Origin of the sequence: Flavobacterium psychrolimnae (genome assembly GCF_003312425.1) — a bacterium.
GTDB lineage: Bacteria > Bacteroidota > Bacteroidia > Flavobacteriales > Flavobacteriaceae > Flavobacterium > Flavobacterium psychrolimnae.
This window is the reverse complement of record NZ_QNUX01000005.1, coordinates 1-20,313: the sequence shown is the minus strand read 5'-3', so window position 1 is coordinate 20,313 and position 20,313 is coordinate 1. Positions and strand designations below refer to the sequence as shown.

Here is a 20,313-nt window from a genome sequence, read left to right as displayed (position 1 = left end):
AGCGTCCCTATTAATGGACGCTTCTTATTAATATCAGATTTAAAACTTCATTCGCTGTATTCTAACTGCATTCAAAATTGCTAATAACGCTACACCCACATCGGCAAAGACAGCTTCCCACATGGTTGCTAAACCACCCGCACCTAGCACCAAAACAATCCCCTTTACCACAAAAGCCAAAGTAATGTTTTGCCACACTATTTTCTTCGTCTGTTTTCCTATGTTTATTGCTGTGAATATTTTATGCGGTTGATCGTTTTGAATAACAATGTCAGCAGTTTCAATTGTTGCATCACTTCCTAAACCGCCCATTGCAATGCCGGCATCGGCAAGGGCAACTACTGGCGCATCGTTTACACCATCGCCAACGAATGCAATTTTTAGGTTTTTTAATTTCAATTCCTCTACTTTTTCCACCTTGTTTTCCGGTAATAAATCGCCATAAGCCTGGTCAATGTTTAATTCTTTTGCTACTGCATCTACAACGGCTTGTTTATCACCTGAAAGCATTACAGTTTTCACGTTTATTTTATGTAAACTGTGAATCGCTTCTTTGGCATCTTCTTTGATTTCATCAGCAATTAAAAAATATCCTGCATATTTTTGATTGATTGCAATAACAATAATCGTGAAAGGTGTAGTATCGATTTCTGGATCATAAATGATATTGAATTTTTTCATCAGTTTTACATTCCCTGCCAAAATTTCTTTTCCATCTACTTTTCCTTTAAGACCATGACCTGCAATTTCTTCTACGTCGGTAACTGTTGCTTCTTTTTCTGAACCTTTTGCATATTCGATAATAGCAGTTCCAACAGGATGGGTCGATTTAGTTTCTAGTGCTGCTGTATATTTTATTAAGTCGGCTTCGGAAATATCCACAGCAACTACTTTTTGTACTTTGAAAACCCCTTTGGTCAGCGTTCCTGTTTTGTCCATCACCACTACTTCGATAGATGCCATTAAATCCAGAAAATTAGATCCTTTAAACAAAATCCCATTTTTGCTTGCAGCACCAATTCCTCCAAAATAACCTAACGGAATAGAAATCACCAATGCACACGGGCAGGAAATCACCAGAAAAATTAAGGCTCTATACAACCAATCACTGAAAACGTAGTTTTCCACAAATAGCATTGGAAGCAAACAAATCCCGATTGCTAGAAACACAACCACTGGTGTATAGATTTTGGCGAATTTTCTAATAAATAATTCAGTTGGTGCTTTTTTGGCAGTTGCCTCTTGCACCATTTCTAAGATTTTAGATAATTTACTATCGGTGTAGGCCGTCGTTACTTCGACTAGAACAACCGTATTGAGATTGATCATTCCGGCAAGAACGGTTTCATCTTTTTGTTTGGTATCTGGTTTACTTTCTCCTGTTAGTGCTGCGGTGTTGAACGAAGCGGTATCCGAAAGTAGCTTTCCGTCTAATGCTAGTTTTTCTCCTGGTTTTAACTGAATAATTTCTCCAATAATTATTTCAGATGCTTTTTTTATAGTCGCATTTTCTCCATTCATTACTGTTGCTTCATCAGGTCTTTGGTCTAATAATAATTTGATGTTAGTTTTTGCTCTTTGAACAGCCAAGGTTTGAAACACTTCACCAACGGCATAAAAAAGCATTACAGCAACACCTTCGGGATATTCACGAATTGCAAATGCACCAATGGTAGCAATGCTCATCAATAAAAATTCCGAGAACACTTCTCCTTTACGAATACTTTCGAATGCTTCTTTTAAAACAGGGAAGCCAACTGGAACATAAGCAACTACATACCAAATTAACCTGATCCAACCTGTAAACCAGATTTGCGTAAAGTAATTATCAAAAGCGATTGCTATGAGTAATAATGTAAAGCTTATTAGTGCCGGAAGAAACATTTTGAGCGTACTTTCATTTCCGCCTGAGTGGTCATGGTCGTGTCCATCATCGTCTGAATGTTCGGATTTGTAATCAACTGTACAACATCCTGATTGCTTATCGGTTTTGCTGTTTATTTTTTCTTCTAGTGTACAGCAAAGCTGCTTGCCGTTTGCATCGTATTTATGTTTGTGATTTGGATCTGTTTTTATCATAATTATTTAGAATTTAAATTTTAATATTCTCGACTATTTTTTAAGTTTATAAGATTAATATGTTATTTATATTAAAAAGCACTGGCTGTTTATTTAAATATTTTTTTTGATAAAATTATTTACCAGAATACGCTTTTTGCATTTTATTACGATTAATAATTAACCGCTGAGATTAGAAATCGTATTGATTGTAAGCGCCACAATAACTGTATTAAATACAAATGAAATTAGGCTATGCATTAAAACAAATCTCCTGATTGCCTGAGAAGATATTGTAATATCGGAAACCTGAAATGTCATTCCGATAACAAAAGAGAAATAAGCGAAATCAATATAATCTGGTTGAATTTTGCCTGGAAAATCAATACCACCAACGTTACTTCCAGTATTTAATTTATTATGATCATGGTATAGGTGCGCATAACGAATTGTGAACATTGTATGCAACAAAATCCATGAAAAAAAAATAGGGGATAACGAAATAATCATATGGACTATTTTATTAGCTGAGTATTCATTTTTTTGAGCTATTAAGACTAAGGTACCAAAAAGGCTAAAGCAAACGGCAATCAATATGATGACGAATATCGCTTTAAGACCGTCATCTTGCTTTTCTACGACTGAGCATAAATCTTTAGAAGTTGTCGAAAAAAAGAATAGCCAGCTTAAAATAATCATTGAAAAACTAAAAGTATCCCAGCCAATTATTATTCTGCTAAATATTTCAATTTTAAAAAATGATAAAAATACAAATACTAAAATGGACACTACTAGACAAAATAGTAGTTTTTTTAGTCCACTTACTTTCGCAATAGATGATAATTCTTTTTGCTGTTTTTTCATGATTGTAATTTTACAATTAGTATCGGTATTAGTCTTGCTTTGGGTTTTTATCGTTCTGAATCCTGTTTTGCCAATTTCTGTAAAAACTGAAATGGTTAAGAGACAACATGAAGTACAGCAAGGCCGTAGTCACTACGGATATTACGTAAAATCCCAAAGCAGCGGCTACACCAATTGCAGAAACCGCCCATATATTCGCAGCAGTGGTGAGTCCGCTGGATTCGTTGCTTTGCTGTTTATTGTAAATAATACCGGCACCCAGAAAACCTACCCCTGTGATTATATTAGCAATAATCCTTGATGAATCATCAGTTTCTGAAAAATGCATTCCGACGGCTGTAAACAGAGCGGCACCGGCACTTACTGCGCCAAAAGTACGTATCCCTGCATTTTTGTTCTCGCGTTCTCGCTGGTAACCGATTATGCAACCAAGTATTGCAGCCATAAGTATTTTGGCTACCATTATCAGTTCAAATTTTATATCTGCATCTATCATTTCATAAAGTATTACATTAAGTAAAAAGAGGTTGGCTTTTCTTGTATTGGTAAATTTGTATCGTTTATCATTTCTTTGAGATTAATCTCAATGGTTATAGCAAGGTTTGTCATTGGTGTATCTGAAGGGGAATTTTCAAAAGGGTCTTGCAATATTATAGCTGTACGCTCTATAGTGATGAATATTAATGGTATCAATGTAGTTAAAAAAATTTCTTCAATTATGTACTTATCATCTAATCCAAAAGGTAGTAACGTAGCAAATACATAAATTAATAAATGGATTAACAAGCTGTAAGATTTTGGAAACACTGTGTTTTTAATACGTTCGCATTTTCCCATAGCATCGCACAAACGGCTTAAAGTACTGTCAATATGAACTTGCTTAAATTCACTTATTTCAAGTTGAGACAATGCGACACTATGTTTGTTCAGAATTGCGTTTGGAACATTTTTGTCTGTGATGTTTTGCTCATTAATATATTCTTTCACTTTATTTGAAAAAGGTAATCCTCGTAGAGATTCACCCAAGGCGTAGCACCAAATTATTTGTCGATGTGCAAATATTTCAATTGTTTTATTATTGGAATTATTTTTTGGAACAAACTGTATTAATTGTCTTATCAATGTTCTAGAATCATTAACTATAGCACCCCAAACTATTCTTGCTTCCCACCACCTTTCATAAGCCTGAGCTGTTCTGAAAGCTAATAATACAGATAAGGCAGTTGCTATTATTGCTGTCATACTAGTCGGGATTGATATTTTAGACAGAAAAGAGTATTGATCTACAATGCCTACTACAACTGCATAGGTTACAATGGTGATAATATCATACTTAATTTCTCTAATGAAAGTGAAAATTGATATTTTTCTATTTAACAGCATATTTTTTTGATTATGAATTAGCCTTTATAATTGTTTCGATAGCTTAGGTGTTTCCTTTTATAAACTGCCTCCCAATAGTGTCTAACTTTTTTTGGGGGCAGTCTATTTGTAAGGTTTATTTATTTTGATCGTATTATAGTTTAAAATTCACTTTTTAATGATCGTGTGATCCGCCACCTTTCATAGCAGACAGTAAATAAAAAGCTCCTTTAATTACAATTTTTGCATCGGCAGGAATTGCTTCAACAAATTTCACTTCGGTATACCCTAAATCTGTTGTTCCTGGTACAACTTCTATTGCTTTGAAATGTACTTCGTTGTGTCCTTCTTCCTCGCCAACAGCTTCTTCAGAATGTGCTTCGCCTTCTTTGTGTTCGTGAGCTTCTGCTTTTTTACCTGTGGCTTTTTCTTCGTGTTCTTCTTGGATATAGACAAAGTATTTATCTCCATTTTTTACAACAGCATCTTTGGGTAGGGCAGGGACGGTTGCATTTTTAATATTGATATTGGCAGAAACATACATTCCAGAAATTAAATCTTTGGAATCAGCTGGATTAATTTTGGCGTGAACAGCAACGGTTTTGCTTTCATTTGAAAAGGATTTATTGATACCAAATATTTTTCCTTTAATGGATTTGTTTCCTTGATTAGTCAAAATAAAGTCTATCGTTTGCCCCACAGAAATTGATTCCAAATCTTTTTCATAAACGTTTAAGTCCAAGTGCATCTGGCTATTATCCACGACTTCAAAAAGGGTTATTCCTGTTTCGGCAAATGCTCCTTTGGCAATGCTGATTTTTCCAACATAACCGGATATTGGTGAAACTATCGGTACCAAACTTGATCCGCTTGTACTCATATTCAGGGCTTGCAATTTGTTTTTTGCAGCTTTTGCTCTGGCTCTTTCAACAGCTAGTTTTGATTTTACTTCCTGAAGTACTTTTCTAGGGTTTACATTTTCATCAGTTAATGTCTTCTGGCGATTGTATTCTAATTGCAGGTATTCAATATTGGCAACAGCCGAATTATAATCTTCCTGCATTCCAACTACTTCTAAATTTTGAATAGTTGCCAGTACTTTTCCTTTGTTTACATACGTGCCTTCTAAAACAAAAATATCCTTAACCGTTCCTCCAATTAAGGTTGAAATGTTAGCCATATTTTGTGGTGGAACTGTCGTATATCCATTGGCTTTAATCACTAAATTAAGATTCCTGTTTTCTACAGAACCTGTTTGAATACCAACTGTTTTGAATTGTAAGGCTGTTAATGCTACTTCGTTTTCTGATTTTTCTTCTTCGTGACCTGCTTCTTCTGTTTTCTTTTCTCCACAAGAGGTGAGAAGTAGTAAGAATAAAGTATTAAGTATTAAGAAAATTTTGAATTTTGAATTTATATTTTTCATTTTGAGAAATTTTATTTGTTAGAAATAGATGGAAATTGCAATTGAATAGCACTTTGATTATAAGCATTGGTAGCTTCGGCATTTTGCTTTTTGATGTCGATAGCCTGATTCAAAAAACTGATGTAATACCAATAACTCATATCACCATTGGCATAACTTTTTTGAGCCGTTGCAATTATTTGTTCTGCATATAGCAAACCTTCCTTTTGATAATAATCTAATGCTTTTTGTTGCTTTTCGAAATCATTTTTCAATTCCTGCATTTGTAATTTCAAAGTCAATTTATTTTTGTCTAATTCTAATTGGGATTGCGAAATACTGATAGCAGATGCTTTAGCTTTAGCTGAATTTACCCCACCAAATAAAGGAATTTGTAAACCTGCCGTAAACCCTTGAAAATAAGATTTGGTATCAATGGTTTGTCCAAAATAACCTAATCCTAATTTTGGTGTTCGCAATGCTTTAAAAGTATTGGCTTCTTTTTGATACACCGAAATTTGCTGTGTATAATAATCGGTTACCAACGTTTCTACTTTGGATTGGTTTTCATTCGGTTGAAATGAATATTGCATTGGCGTTGTACTATCGGGTACAATATTCTCTTCCGTTTGAATAAAAAATTGTAATTGTTTTTGGTAAATTGCCAAATCAAATTCGAGTTGCGCTTGCTGTGTTTCTATTTCTTTTGACTTTGCTTTGGCACTGATTACTTCAATTTTTCCGCTTTCGCCTGTTTCAAAACGTAGTTCTGCATTCTTTAGGAATTTAGAATAAATTTCCAATAAATCTGCATTTAGTTTTTGTACAGAAACACCATATAAATATTGATAGTAGGCGATTGTTACTGCTTTTTCGATTTCATATTCGGATAATGCTTTTCGTTTTTCAGCTAGTTTCACCAATTCTTCCTGCAATTGACGATTGGCTTTTGTAATTCTTCCAATTGGAAAATACTGCTGTATCGAAACATTGCTATCATAATATTTACTATTGAATTGCCCACCCTGATATTGCACTTGCAAAGGATCTGCTTGAAATGCTGTCTTTTTCAGAACCGTTTGTTTCTCAATTTCCTTATCAGCAATCTTTAAATCAATATTATTGGTTTTTGCAATTTCGATAGCTTTTTGTAATGAAATAGGCTGGCTATTTTGAGCAAAAGAAAAACTACTTATCAATAAAACTATTAGGGTAACGATTGGTGTTTTTATTTTTCTTCTTGCTTTAATTCCTTTTTCAAACAATAAATAAAGTATTGGTAAAACAATCAACGTCAATAATGTAGCCGATAATAATCCTCCAATAACAACCGTTGCCAATGGTTTTTGTACTTCAGCTCCACCGCTGGTGGATAATGCCATTGGCATAAATCCTAAAGACGCAACAGCAGCTGTCATTAAAACAGGTCGTAACCGTGTTTTTGTACCCATTAAAACTCTTTGTAATGGATCGGTTATTCCTTCAGATTTCAATTGATTGAAATAAGAAATCAATACAATTCCGTTTAACACTGCGATTCCGAAAAGGGCTATAAATCCAATTCCTGCCGAAATACTGAAAGGCATTCCCCTCATCCATAGTGCGAAAACACCTCCAATGGCTGATAATGGGATGGCGGTAAATATTAGCAAAGATTGTTTCATACTATTGAAAGTAAAATATAGCAGCACCATTATTAATGCTAATGCAATAGGTAAAGCAACCGAAAGTCTTTTAGTAGCTTCAATCAAGTTTTCGAATTGTCCTCCATAAGTAACATAATAACCTGGGGGAAGTTTGAAATCTTTATCAAGTTTAGCCTGAATTTCTTCGACAACGCTTTTTATATCTCGACCACGAACGTTTAATCCAACAGTAATTCTACGTTTACCATTCTCACGAGAAACCTGAACAGGGCCTTGCTCATAAGAAACCGTTGCTACTTGTGATAGTGGTACTTGTTGTCCGTTTGGTAAAGGAATAAATAGATTACTCACATCTGTAATATCTGTTCGGCTAGCTGCATCCATTCTCACCACTACATCAAATCGTTTGCTTTCTTCATAGATTTTACCTGCGCTTTCTCCTGCAAATGAAGAGCGGATGATTTGGTTGATATCGGTAATATTCAAACCATATAATGCAATTTTATTGTAATCGTATTTTACAGTAATTTGCGGTAAGCCTGTTACTTTATCTGCTTTTAAGTCTCCAATGCCTTCAATATTATTGACTTTAGCAATCAATTCTTTGGCTTTAGTATCTAAAATTTCTAAATCATCACCAAAAATTTTAATGGCTATATCACTTCGGCTTCCGGTCATTAACTCGTTGAATCGCATTTGAATTGGTTGTGAAACTTCAATATTAGCACCTGGAATGGCTTCCATTTCTTCTTTCATTGCATTGGCTAAATCTTCCCAATTGTCGTAATCACCTGTCCATTCACTTTTGTCTTTAAGTACAATAATCATATCCCCACTTTCTATAGGCATTGGATCCGTTGGAATTTCACCACTTCCAATTTTGGTTACTATGGTTTTAATTTCGGGAAATTTAGCTTTTAGAATTTTTTCATATTCTGTGGTTGTTTTTACCATTTGCGAAAGCGAACTTCCGGTCATAATTGTAGCATTTAAGGCTAAATCTCCTTCTTCAATTGTTGGAATGAATTCGCCACCCATATTTTGAAAAATTACTAGCGCCAATACAAATAGACCTAATGAAATTGCCAAAACTGCTTTTTTGAAACGCAATGCTTTTTCTAAAAACGGGGTATATATTCCCTCGAACCAAGCCATCATTCTATCACTAAAATTGGTTTTGTGTTCTGTATTTTTGGATAAGAACATCGCACTCATCATTGGTACATAAGTTAAAGACATAACAAATGCACCTATTACTGCAAATCCTACTGTCATTGCCATTGGTCGGAACATTTTACCTTCTGTGCCAACTAATGCCAGGATTGGCAAATACACGATTAAGATAATTATTTCCCCAAAAGCGGCACTGTTTCTAATTTTGGAAGCCGATTGATATACCTCTTCATCCATTTCAGATTGGGATAAATCTTTTTTTCTTTTGAGTTTTTGCAAATGATGCATTGTTGCTTCGACAATTATAACCGCACCATCGACAATAATTCCAAAATCGATTGCTCCTAAACTCATTAGATTTCCGCTTACTCCAAAGGTATTCATCAAAATCACAGCGAAAAGCATTGATAATGGAATTACAGATGCTACAATTAGTCCTGCACGAAGATTTCCAAGAAATAAGATCAATACAAATATTACTATTAATGCACCTTCCAATAGGTTTTTAGTAACAGTTCCTATGGCACTATCTACTAATTTTCCTCTATCGATAAAAGCTTCAGCAACCACTCCCTCTGGAAGAGTTTTGTTGATCTGATCCATTTTTTCTTTTACTCTATTGACAACTGCACTTGAATTTTCTCCTTTTAGCATAAGAGCCATTCCACATACAATTTCTCCTTTTCCGTCTTTAGTAGATGCCCCATAACGTAGTGCTACACCTTCTCTAACTTCGGCTACATTTCGAATTAAAATAGGTGCACCGTTTTTATTGGCAACCACTATATTTTCTAAATCTTTGATGCCTGTAGCCATACCAACACCACGAATGAAATAAGAGTATTGGTCTTTTTCAATGTAAGCACCGCCTGTGTTTTGATTATTTTTTTCTAAAGCCTCAAAAATATCGGTAATGGTTATTCCTAAACTATTTAGTTTATTTGGATTAATAGCCACTTCGTATTGTTTTAATTTTCCTCCCCAGGTACTGACTTCGGCAACACCTTCAATACCCTGTAATTGTGGAGTGATAATCCAATCCTGAATGGTTCGTAATTTTACGGCATCGTATTTATCTTCATAGCCTTTTTTGGCATATACATCGTATTGATATATTTCTCCTAGACCTGTAGAAATAGGTCCTAATTCTGGAGAACCTGCATATTTAGGTATGTTTTCTTCAGCTTGCTTTAAGCGTTGAAAAATTTGCTCTCTTGCCCAATATATATCTACATCGTCTTTGAAAACAACAGTTACCACAGATAATCCAAAACGAGAAATGCTTCGTAATTCAATTACTTTTGGAATCGTTTTTACAGCTTGTTCGAGTGGATAGGTAATTAATTGTTCTACTTCCTGACTTGCTAAAGTAGGGGCAGTAGTAATTATTTGTACTTGATTATTAGTTACATCTGGCAAGGCATCCAGCGGTAAATTTTTAATAGAATAACTTCCCCAGGCTATAAGCACAAGGGTAAATAAGAGTATAATGAACTTGTTCTTTATACTAAATTGTATGATTTTGTCTAACATTGAAATATTATAATGAATTAGAAATCAGCAAATAGAATATTTGCCATTATTTGTGAAAAGGTCACAATTTTCTAACCCGAAATTACTCGGGCATCATTATGCTATTTGAGGCGGTTGCCAAATACTTCCGAAGAAATTGGAAGCAAAAATAGATTTATAGAATGGCTCTTTGGTTTTTATAACCGCAGAAATTAAAGGAAAATCGAATTTAATTGGAAAATGACTTAATATTTGCACTCCACAACAATTGCAAGCGCAGAAAGGAGAACACAAATCTTTTTCTTTATTGTGGGAATGGTTTTCTTTATAGGAGGAAAGTTCCTTTGATGTATGTACCAAACTATTTACTTCCAAATCAGCACAAGGCAAAAATGAAAGTGCTGTTAGATAAATTGATAGTATGAGGTTCATCCATTTCACTGATGCAAAAGTAGCAATAAAATTTTTATGATTTAAGGATTAATTAATTTTATTATCATATTTTTATTTAATTCGAAATATTAATTTAGCTTTGCCTAAAAATACTTTTTTGCAAATGAAAAACATTTCTTTACTTTATAAAATTACTGCATTACTATTATTAATGGCTTTTACATCATGTGAACCCACTTTTACAGATATTCCAGCTGATGATGAAGTTTTAGACGGACCCATTGATGGTCTTTCCCATGAAGAGTCAGCTCGTTTCTTAAAAGGTGACTTTGCATTTAGTGAAGTTTTTACTCGCGAAACAGGCCTTGGATCAACATTTGTTGCAACAAGTTGTATTAGTTGTCATGCAGGTGATGGTAAAGGACACCCCTCAACCACACTTACTCGGTTTGGACAAATTGATGAAACCGGAAATTTATTTCTAAATCAAGGAGGTCCACAATTACAAAACAGAGCTTTACCCGGATATTTACCCGAACAAATTCCATTTGGAGCTACTTTTTCTAAATTTACTCCGCCCGCTAATACAGGTCTTGGATTTTTGAATTTTGTAAAAGACGATGCTATCATTGCAATGTCTGACCCAAACGACAGCAATGGTGATGGGATTTCTGGTGTTCCAAACTGGATAGTAGCTCCATCCTTTATTACACCGAAGACTAATGCAATTTCACAAAACGGAAAATACATAGGCCGTTTTGGCAAAAAAGCCGCGGCTTTTGATTTATTGCATCAAACCGTAAATGCTTATAACCAAGACATCGGAATTACCTCTATATTCAATCCTATTGACGTTTATACTAATCTGGAAATTGATCCTGAAATTGCGACAAGTACCGTAAACGACGTTGTTTTTTACTTGCAAACACTAAAAGCTCCTATTCAACGCAATCAAGGTGATGCAGTTGTTAAACAAGGACGAACCATTTTTAACCAAATTAATTGCGCAAGCTGTCATAAATCTGAATTGAAAACAGGTTATTCACCTATTAAAGCCCTTTCAAATAAAACATTCGCACCTTACACCGATTTGTTATTACACGATATGGGAAGCGGTTTAGACGATGGTTATACTGAAGGAAGCGCAAAAACTTATGAATGGAGAACACCACCACTATGGGGAATAGGGCTTTCTGAAGGCGCACAAGGAGGGAACTATTTCTTAATGCACGATGGTAGAGCAAATAGTATTGAAAGTGCCATTTTAATGCATGGTGGCGAAGCAAACAACAGTAAAACAGGCTATCAAAATCTTTCACAATCAGACAGAGAGGCATTACTAAAATTTATAAAATCATTGTAATTATGAACAGAAAAGATTTTTTAAAAACATGTGGTTTTGGTTGTTTAGCAGGAATTTCAACTCTTACTTTATTACAAAGCTGCAGCACATCTAAAATTTTGGAAAAAGAGATAAAAGGTTCAGATATTCTAGTTCCATTGACTGATTTTGAAATCAAAAATAAGGGAATCATAGAATATAAAAAATACGTAATCATACAAAACGAAAAACTGACCCATCCTATTTGTGTTTATCGTTTTGACGCGAATAATTATAGCGCACTATTTATGCAATGCACTCATCAAGGAGCAGAACTGCAGGTTTTTGGAGATAAATTACAATGTCCGGCACATGGAAGTGAATTTAGCAACAAAGGAAGTTTAGAAAACGGCCCGGCTGATAGAAATTTACGAAATTTTCCGATCATAATAGATAACGGCACCCTTAAAATATCATTAAAATGAGACTAAAACTCCTATGCATAACATTTTTATTTTCTGTAAATTTCTATTCACAAATCGACCCTGTTTTACTAAAAAGGACGTCTAAAGACAGTACAAAACAAGCTTTAAATATGGATGCTGTTTATAATCGTCCTTTTTTAAATATTGGAAAAACACCCATTGCCGTTGGAGGTTATCTGGAAGCTAATTGGCAACGCCTTTCCACCGATGGCGTTTCCGAAGGACATCAATTTCAAGCCAGACGATTAACCATTTTTATGTCATCGGCAATCAGCAAACGTGTGAAATTTTTAAGCGAGATCGAATTTGAAGAAGGTGGAAAGGAAATCGCTATAGAATTCGCCTCTGTCGATGTTGAATTTAATCCCTTGGTTAATTTTAGAGGAGGAATAATCATGAATCCTATTGGGGCTTTCAATCAGAATCATGATGGTCCAAAATGGGAATTTACCGATAGACCCATTTCAGCAACACAAATGTTACCGAGCACTTTTAGCAATGCTGGGGCTGGGCTTTTTGGAAAAAAATATTCGAACAATTGGATGATTGGATATGAAGCTTATTTTTCAGGAAGTTTCGATAATTCGATAATTGAAAATACAGAGAACAAAACTTTTCTACCAGCTGCCAAAAACAATCCGGAACGTTTTGAAGAAATAAATAGTGGTACACCGTTATTTACTGGTAAAATTGCTATTCGAAACAGTAAAATTGGGGAGTTAGGACTATCCTATATGGGAGGGGTCTTCAATAAGTATCAAGATGATGGGGTAATAATAGACGAAAAAAGACGTGTTGATGTTTTTGCAATAGACTTTAACACTACTTTGCCAAAAGTAAAAACATTTATAACAGGTGAATGGGCATGGATTAAAGTAGATGTTCCGAAAACATACGGACAGCAATTTGGAAACAAACAGTTTGGTGGCTTTATGGATGTAGTTCAACCAATTCTTAAAAAAAACATTTTAGGATGGGAAAACGCGGTATTAAACATCGCTTGTCGAGTAGAATATGTAGACTGGAACGTAGGGACTTTTAAAGAGACCGGTGGAAATATTGGAGAAGATATTTGGAGCATCATGCCTGCGTTAAGTTTCCGTCCTACCTCACAGACTGTTTTTAGACTAAATTATCGCTTTCAGAAACAAACCGATATTTTAGGAAACCCTCCTGCAACTACTGCTGGGTTTAACATTGGGATTTCGACTTATTTTTAAAATATCATAAAAAAAAACGCTCCAAATATGAAATACCCCTCAAAAGTTAGACACTATTTGGGGGGTATTTTTATGAGAATCATACTAAATATTTGTTACTTCAGACAAAATTGGCTTATTTGTCTGAAATAACAATCAAAAAAATCCATCTACACAAAAATCGAAAGGTGTTGAAACAAATGGGATATAGCTTTGGCTAAGAAATTTCTCTTTTTAAAACTACCTCTAGTTCCGTTCAACACAGATTTCATTGTTCTTGTCCGCTCGTAACGATAGCTGTTATCGGTAGGACTAATTAACAACAACCAGAACCAGCTTGAATTGGGGGACATTTCACAGTTCCGTAACTGCAATACACGCAACAATCTCCTTCGAGTGGACGCAATCTTGTTTTACAATTTTCACATTCAAAAAAAAATTCACAAGCATTTGTAGGCATCATTTCTGTTTTTTTATGACCACAATTTGGGCATGTAATAGTTGATTCTAATTCTACTTTTTTTCCTTCATATATTGCACATGCCTTACAATTTCCATGCAGTTTGTTGCGATAATAATTTACAGCAGTTGCTATAAAAAACCCAAACATTCCTGCGTAAATCAAGTAAGTTGAGTTTTGAAGTTTACTGAAAAGATAAGCATAAAATATTATTACACCACTCGGAATTGCTATCATTAAAGGATAAAGGCAAAGATGCTTTCGATAAGAAATATAAAGCCCTCCAATCGAAATTAAAACCATTGCTTGAAAAACCCACAATGTCCAACCACCAAATAATTCAAAATTACCCAAGCCTAAAGCTGATGCTCCAAAAGCAAAAAGAGGAAAACAACAAGGTGATAAAAAAGCAGTTATAATAATGCCGCTTAATCCGAGTTTGTCGATATTATTTTTTATTTTCATTAGTTGTTTTTTAGTATTATTTTGGGCGATATTTATAGTTTTATTTTAATTCCTGCATTTACTACAAATCCATCTAGAGGAGCATAGATATCTTTAAATACTGGGTCTGTAATTGGACCACTGTAGATACTTCCAAATTTCGTTTGTCTGGTATCTGTAAAATTCTCAAAGTTCGCATAGATAGAAAAGTTTTCCCATAATTTCTCAATCATAAAACCGAAAATCCAGTAATCTCTTCCCGTAGAACCATCATTTAATTTTTGCGGGCTATAATAATACGCCTCCAAACCTGCTTTCCATTTATCTTCCACTTCATACATCAAAACATTATTAAGTCTATGTTTTGCTGTTAAAGGATTTTGAGATTTTATACCATTATTGTCTATTGAAGCATCTGTGTAGGTATAACCCAGAAATAGTTTGAAATCTTTATATCCTAATTTGATATTTGTTTCAGTTCCTTTGGTGTCTAAATAGCCATCAACATTTACAAACTGATAGATTTCATTTGGCACAGGAGTTAGAATTAGAGGGTTATTTACATTTGTATAAAAGAATAACTGGTTAAAAGAAAGTAATATCTCTTCGGAAATATTTGTTTTGTAATTAACGTCAAAATTAACACCATAACTTTTTTCAAGAGTATTAAAATCACTATTGATGGGAAGAACATTTCGGTATTGTATACGCTCACTTTCCTCCGTAAAGATGGTTGGTGTTTTATAACCTAATCCTCCACCAAGTCTTGACGTAAGTTTATTACTGATTTTAAATAATGCTGAAATTCTTGGCAAAAGCGAAAATCCATAATCAATAAAATAATCGCCTCGTAAACCAGTTTCAATATCAAGCCATTCTTTGGCTTTTACAGTATTTTGAACAAAAGCTCCGTACGTTATCTGACTGTAATTTCTTAAAGGAAAAGATGTTATTTCCTTTTCAGAAAAATTATCTGTATATAAATTAGCTCCTGTAACCCACTCAGATACATTGCCATTATAAGAATATGTAATTTCAGAAAAGGTACTGTTTTGCAAACCATCGAAGGTGTAATCAGGGATGTTTATTGCACGACTAAAATTATTAAAGCTATTACGTACCGTCAATAATTCTTTTTCATTAAACTTATGTGTAATTACAAATTGAGTACTTAATCTTCTGGTTTTGTTCTTTTCAAAATAACTATCAGGATGACCGCTTTCATCATTTATATAATCGATATCGCCTCCAATACGGTCTTCAAAAACAGCATTTACACCAAAATCAAGTTTTGTGTTTTCATTAAAATAAACAAATATTTTTGGATTAAAATTAAAACGCTCAAACTTTGGAATAGCCGTTAGGCCAATGTCCGCAGGGTCATAAGGTGCATTTCTATCATGCGATGCAAAAACGGTCAATCCTATTTTATTAAATCGCTGGGAATAAAAACCATTAATGTCCAACCCAAGTGCCGACGTACCGTTAAGTAAAAAACGCAATTCTCTTTCTTTTGTAGGTGTTTTTGATATAAGATTTACCAAACCTGCGATTGCTCCACCACCATATAGAGTAGAAGCAGAACCTTTAATTATCTCAACCTGTTTCAAATCTAACGGTGGGGTTTGTAATAAACCCAATCCACTTGAAGCGCCAGAATAAACAGGAAAACCGTCTTTTAATATTTGAGTATACCTTCCGTCTAGTCCTTGGATTCTAATCGATGAATTTCCTGAAGTTGCAGAGGTTTGCTGTGTTTGTATACCTGTACTTTCATTAAGCATCATTCGTATATCTCCAGGTTTCATATTGGCTTTTTCTTCCAATTCTTCTCCAGCAATGAATTCCACTCTGGTAGGAATGTTACTAATAGTTCGCGTGCCTCTGGTTGAAGTCACTATAATCTCATCCATCTCTTCCGCTTCGCTTTCTAATGATATTTCAAGAAGTTCGCCTATAAACGGCATTTGAAATGATTGTGTGTGCTCCTTATAACCATCAATGAAAAATGATATGGTATGTGCTCCATCAGGAACGTTTTCAAAAGTAATAAACCCATTAGGATCGGATACAGATACTAGATTCAAAACTTCAATTTTGGCAGTTACACCTGCAATCGGTTCATTGGTTTCAGAATCTTTAACAACGGTTTTAAATTTATTCTGCCCTTGTGCAGTGCCAATAGTCGCTATTGCCACAATCAATAAAAAATATTTAAACATTTATAATTTCTTAATATTAATATATAAAATAATGTTGCATCGATTTTAGCATCAAGCAACTTAAAACAAGTAATATATTAAGAAATTTTAGGAGGTTGCCAGATTTTGCAGATGTAGGAAGAATTAACAAACTTATCGTATGATATTATCGCGATGGCGATATCTGAATTAAAATCAGGTTTTTGAACAAAGTAAAAAGTACTGCAATTTATTGTAAATCCAACACAAGTCCCACATGTGTAAAATGGAGAACACTTTCCGTTACAATCATTACCGCATTCATGAGAATCATTCTCACAGCTTTTCTCCATACTACATTCTGAATGTTTAGCGTATGCAGAGCATGGTACTGCTGAAAGAAACAGCACAATAAACGATAGTATTGTCACCCATATTTTCACTTTGCTAATTTAGAGATAATATTACTATTAATGAAATATACAAAACCACTTCTACTATTTTTTACGGTTTTCCTCATTAAAAAATAAGAATTTGAAAGATGCTTAGGCATCTTTCAAATTCTTATTTTTTGTTTACTCATCAACTCGGTATTTTTTAATATCAAATTCAAAATCAAACAATTCTTTAGGATGAACTTGTAAAGCTCTAGCAAACTTCATTAAAGTTTTTAGCGTTAAATTTCGTTTACCACTTTCATACTTACTTACCTCTGCAGAATCAATACCAGTCAAAAATTCAATGTCCTGTTGAGTTTGGTTATTCTTTAATCTTATTTCAGAAATTCTTCTTCCTATATATTTTTGTAAATCTGCATTAAATTCCATTTTAATATGTTTTCAAGCAATTTCCATTTTATTAATAAAAATATTGTTGGGATATATGCCAGTATTTAAAAAATATTTCTATATTTGTTTCCTATTCAGAAATGAATTGTATTTTTGCGATCCTTCAAATAAAATATTGAAGCATTCGCTTAGAATCTAGCTCTTGAAAACTGGTAATTTTTGCAACTAGATGATAAGTAAGATGCTCACGTCCCATGGCGTGGGCTCACTTATTGTTGCACGGTATACCAGTACCTCAAGGGCAGTAAGCTGAGTTCCATGCCATTTTTTATGCGCAAAAGTTACTCCCTTTTATTCTTAGCAAATCTTCTTTTTTACAGTATCGTAAATCAATCAATTAATTGAATTAGTTAGTTTGGAAACGCACTGCCTGCGTTGGGCTGCAACTGGCAACGGCAGTGTACTTTCCTAAAAAAACAACTTAAATTCAAACGCCTTTGCACCCAAAAAAGAGTGTTCTCAAGGTTTGTGGTAACAGTAATAGCGCAAATCGAAATAATAAATTGAAAAACAGGAAACAAACAACAAAAACATGAAATACTATAAAACTATAAAAGTTACTTTAATTCTAGCTTTAATTACACTGATAATTTGTTGGCTTTATGGTTCCAATGCTTTTATATAAACAGCAATAACTAAGAAAAATAACTATTTATTTTCACATCACACGGCTTGCTTAGATGTGACAACACCTAATAAAATACAGATAACGCCTATGACTTAATAAAAAATAAAATCTATGCCTTAGCGCTTTCGAGGCTAATCACAAAAAAAAGGCCCTCTAACTCTTCTTGGCGGACGAATAGAGGACCAAAGCAAACTAAACCGAAGTCTAACTAAACCAATTCAAAAGTATGAAAAAAAAATCATTTTTGAAGTTTTGGACAACAACACAACTGTCCAAACTGTACTGCATCCTTTTCCTGTGCTTCATAACAGGATTAAATGCGCAAACACGATCTATCAAAGGTAAAATTACCGATGATACCAGCACAGTTCCTGGGGTAACCATAAAGGTTAATAATAAGCCAACAACAGCATTTTCTGATGAAAACGGCAATTACACTATACTAGCAGCGGCGAATGATGTTTTGGTTTTTTCCTATCTAGGCTATAAAACGATTCAAATTGTAGTTGCAAATCAAGTAACTATCAATGTAAAATTGACTGAAGATGCAACGACTTTAAAAGAAATCGTAATAAATGCCGGATATTATTCTATTAAAGAAAAAGAGCAAACCGGTAGCATTGCAAGAATGACTGCAAAAGATATCGACAAGCAACCTGTCACAAATGTATTAGCCGCAATGCAAGGAAGAATGGCAGGTGTCAATATCATTCAAGATGGGGGAACTCCTGGTGGTGGTTTCCAAATTAAAATTAGAGGTCGCAACAGCATTCGTCTTGATGGGAATGAACCATTATACATTATTGATGGAGTTCCCTATTCAAACGAGTCCATAGGTAGCACAAACACTTCAACAGCATTACCAAGCCAAGCCAGCCCGCTAAACAGTATTAACCCCAATGACATTGAAAGCATCGAAGTATTAAAAGATGCCGATGCGACTGCAATTTACGGCTCAAGGGGAGCAAATGGTGTGGTCTTAATTACTAGAAAAAAAGGAAAATCAGGTAAAACAAACATTTCAGTAACGGCCTCAACAGCCGTTGGTACAGCGACAAAATTTGTAGATCTTATGAATACGGAGGAATATTTATCGATGCGTAAACAAGCATTTATCAATGATGGAATTCCAATCTCGGATACTGATTATGATGTAAATGGGGCTTGGGATCAAACCCGATATACTAATTGGCAAAAGGAATTATTAGGCGGTTCAGCAACAATTAATGATTTGAGAACTAGTATCTCTGGTGGCAGTGAAACAACACAATTCTTGATTAGTGGGAACTACAGAACCGAGGGAACAGTCCTTCCGGGAGATTTCAGGTATATTAAAGGCGGTATTCTTAGCTCAATAAACCACACTTCTTTAGATAAGAAATTCAAAATCTCTTTTTCGGGAAATTACACGGCGCAAGATAATCTACAAGCAGCGACAGATTTGACATTAACAGCGCGTTATTTGGCACCAAACGCTCCCGCACTCTACGATTCAAATGGAAATCTGAATTGGGAAAATGATACCTTCGAAAATCCTTTGGCACCTCTAAATAGCACCTACCGTGCGAACACCAATGACTTGGTGGCCAACAGTGTGTTGTCATATGAACTAATTCCAGGTTTAGAAATAAAATCAAACTTTGGTTTTACCGATTTAAAAACCAAAGAAGTCAGAACGATACCATCCACGATTTACAATCCCGTTTACGAAGTTGGGAGTGACAATTCCTTACTATACTTAAACCATACCAGCAGACAATCATGGATTATTGAGCCACAAATAAGAGGTTTCAAAACTTTTGGAAACCACAAATTTGATGTACTACTGGGGATGACAAGCCAGCAACAACGCACAGAACGCCTATTCCAATCGGGTATTGGTTTTGCAAACAACAATCTGATTAATAACTTAGCATCTGCAATTACAAAAAACACAACCAATAGCGATATCTTTTTATACCGTTATCAAGCTTTTTTTGGTCGCGTTAATTACAGTTACAACGAAAAATACTTTTTAAACTTTACAGGTCGTCGAGATGGCTCTAGCCGATTTGGACCAGGCAAACAATATGCTAATTTTGGTGCTATTGGTGCTGCATGGATTTTTAGCAAAGAAAAATTCAATCCAGAAAATAGTAAAATGAGTTTTGGAAAACTCCGTTTTAGTTATGGAACTACGGGCAATGATCAAATTGGAGATTATCAATTTTATGATACCTACGGTACAACTGGTGCTAATTATCAGGGCATAATTGGGTTACAACCTACACGACTTTATAATGCCGATTTTGGATGGGAAACCAATCGTAAACTAGAATTAGCTTTAGAAACTGGT

The 20,313-nt window shown here is 34.5% G+C and carries 14 protein-coding genes and 1 pseudogene; 4 read left to right on the top strand and 11 right to left on the bottom strand.

Features of this window, described 5'->3' with window-relative positions; all coding sequences use genetic code 11:
- Window positions 1–39: 39 nt before the first annotated feature.
- The 7 genes from DR980_RS06550 to DR980_RS06520 form a co-directional block, all read right to left on the bottom strand.
- On the bottom strand, window positions 40–2,079 hold the full coding sequence (locus DR980_RS06550; RefSeq protein ID WP_113634449.1) for a heavy metal translocating P-type ATPase: 2,040 nt from the start codon (window positions 2,077–2,079) through the stop codon (window positions 40–42).
- Window positions 2,080–2,238: 159 nt separating this feature from the next.
- Window positions 2,239–2,922 (bottom strand): DUF1345 domain-containing protein, encoded by a 684-nt coding sequence (locus DR980_RS06545; RefSeq protein ID WP_113634448.1) that lies wholly within the window; start codon window positions 2,920–2,922, stop codon window positions 2,239–2,241.
- 28 nt (window positions 2,923–2,950) lie between these two features.
- Window positions 2,951–3,418, bottom strand: coding sequence for an MgtC/SapB family protein (locus DR980_RS06540; protein WP_113634447.1), 468 nt, complete (start codon window positions 3,416–3,418; stop codon window positions 2,951–2,953).
- A gap of 11 nt (window positions 3,419–3,429) precedes the next feature.
- Window positions 3,430–4,305 carry a bestrophin family protein gene (locus DR980_RS06535; RefSeq protein ID WP_113634446.1) on the bottom strand — a complete coding sequence of 292 codons (876 nt, stop codon included), beginning with the start codon at window positions 4,303–4,305 and terminating at the stop codon, window positions 3,430–3,432.
- A 154-nt stretch (window positions 4,306–4,459) separates the two neighbouring features.
- Entirely contained in the window at window positions 4,460–5,710 is a 1,251-nt protein-coding gene (locus DR980_RS06530) for an efflux RND transporter periplasmic adaptor subunit (RefSeq protein WP_113634445.1), read from the bottom strand.
- Window positions 5,711–5,721: 11 nt separating this feature from the next.
- Window positions 5,722–10,041, bottom strand: coding sequence for a CusA/CzcA family heavy metal efflux RND transporter (locus DR980_RS06525; RefSeq protein ID WP_086454895.1), 4,320 nt, complete (start codon window positions 10,039–10,041; stop codon window positions 5,722–5,724).
- A gap of 96 nt (window positions 10,042–10,137) precedes the next feature.
- Window positions 10,138–10,452 (bottom strand): DUF6660 family protein, encoded by a 315-nt coding sequence (locus DR980_RS06520; protein WP_225872936.1) that lies wholly within the window; start codon window positions 10,450–10,452, stop codon window positions 10,138–10,140.
- Window positions 10,453–10,576: 124 nt separating this feature from the next.
- Here DR980_RS06520 and DR980_RS06515 point away from each other — a divergent pair, with 124 nt between their 5' ends.
- The 3 genes from DR980_RS06515 to DR980_RS06505 are packed head-to-tail and all read left to right on the top strand — an operon-like array spanning window position 10,577 to window position 13,439.
- On the top strand, window positions 10,577–11,776 hold the full coding sequence (locus DR980_RS06515) for a di-heme oxidoredictase family protein (protein ID WP_113634444.1): 1,200 nt from the start codon (window positions 10,577–10,579) through the stop codon (window positions 11,774–11,776).
- Window positions 11,777–11,778: 2 nt separating this feature from the next.
- The gene (locus tag DR980_RS06510; RefSeq protein WP_086455349.1) at window positions 11,779–12,219 is read left to right on the top strand and encodes a QcrA and Rieske domain-containing protein; all 441 of its coding nucleotides are present in this window, start codon (window positions 11,779–11,781) and stop codon (window positions 12,217–12,219) included.
- On the top strand, window positions 12,216–13,439 hold the full coding sequence (locus tag DR980_RS06505; protein WP_113634443.1) for a hypothetical protein: 1,224 nt from the start codon (window positions 12,216–12,218) through the stop codon (window positions 13,437–13,439). The genes DR980_RS06510 and DR980_RS06505 overlap by 4 nt, the downstream gene beginning before the upstream one ends.
- Before the next feature lie 295 nt (window positions 13,440–13,734).
- Here the strand turns inward: DR980_RS06505 and DR980_RS16480 are convergent, their stop codons facing one another.
- The 4 genes and pseudogenes from DR980_RS16480 to DR980_RS06485 all read right to left on the bottom strand — a co-directional run bounded on the left by DR980_RS16480 (window position 13,735) and on the right by DR980_RS06485 (window position 17,329).
- Window positions 13,735–13,953 carry a DpnI domain-containing protein gene (locus DR980_RS16480; protein ID WP_244199275.1) on the bottom strand — a complete coding sequence of 73 codons (219 nt, stop codon included), beginning with the start codon at window positions 13,951–13,953 and terminating at the stop codon, window positions 13,735–13,737.
- A 51-nt stretch (window positions 13,954–14,004) separates the two neighbouring features.
- Window positions 14,005–14,343, bottom strand: a pseudogene (locus DR980_RS16475) (MerC domain-containing protein); the annotation flags it as partial.
- A gap of 32 nt (window positions 14,344–14,375) precedes the next feature.
- On the bottom strand, window positions 14,376–16,544 hold the full coding sequence (locus DR980_RS06495; protein WP_113634441.1) for a TonB-dependent receptor: 2,169 nt from the start codon (window positions 16,542–16,544) through the stop codon (window positions 14,376–14,378).
- A 533-nt stretch (window positions 16,545–17,077) separates the two neighbouring features.
- Entirely contained in the window at window positions 17,078–17,329 is a 252-nt protein-coding gene (locus DR980_RS06485; protein ID WP_113634439.1) for a helix-turn-helix domain-containing protein, read from the bottom strand.
- Between the two features lie 875 nt (window positions 17,330–18,204).
- On the opposite strand from DR980_RS06485, the gene DR980_RS06480 reads away from it, so the two are divergent.
- Window positions 18,205–20,313 (top strand): SusC/RagA family TonB-linked outer membrane protein (locus DR980_RS06480; RefSeq protein ID WP_113634438.1); only part of this gene is annotated, 2,109 nt, incomplete at its 3' end.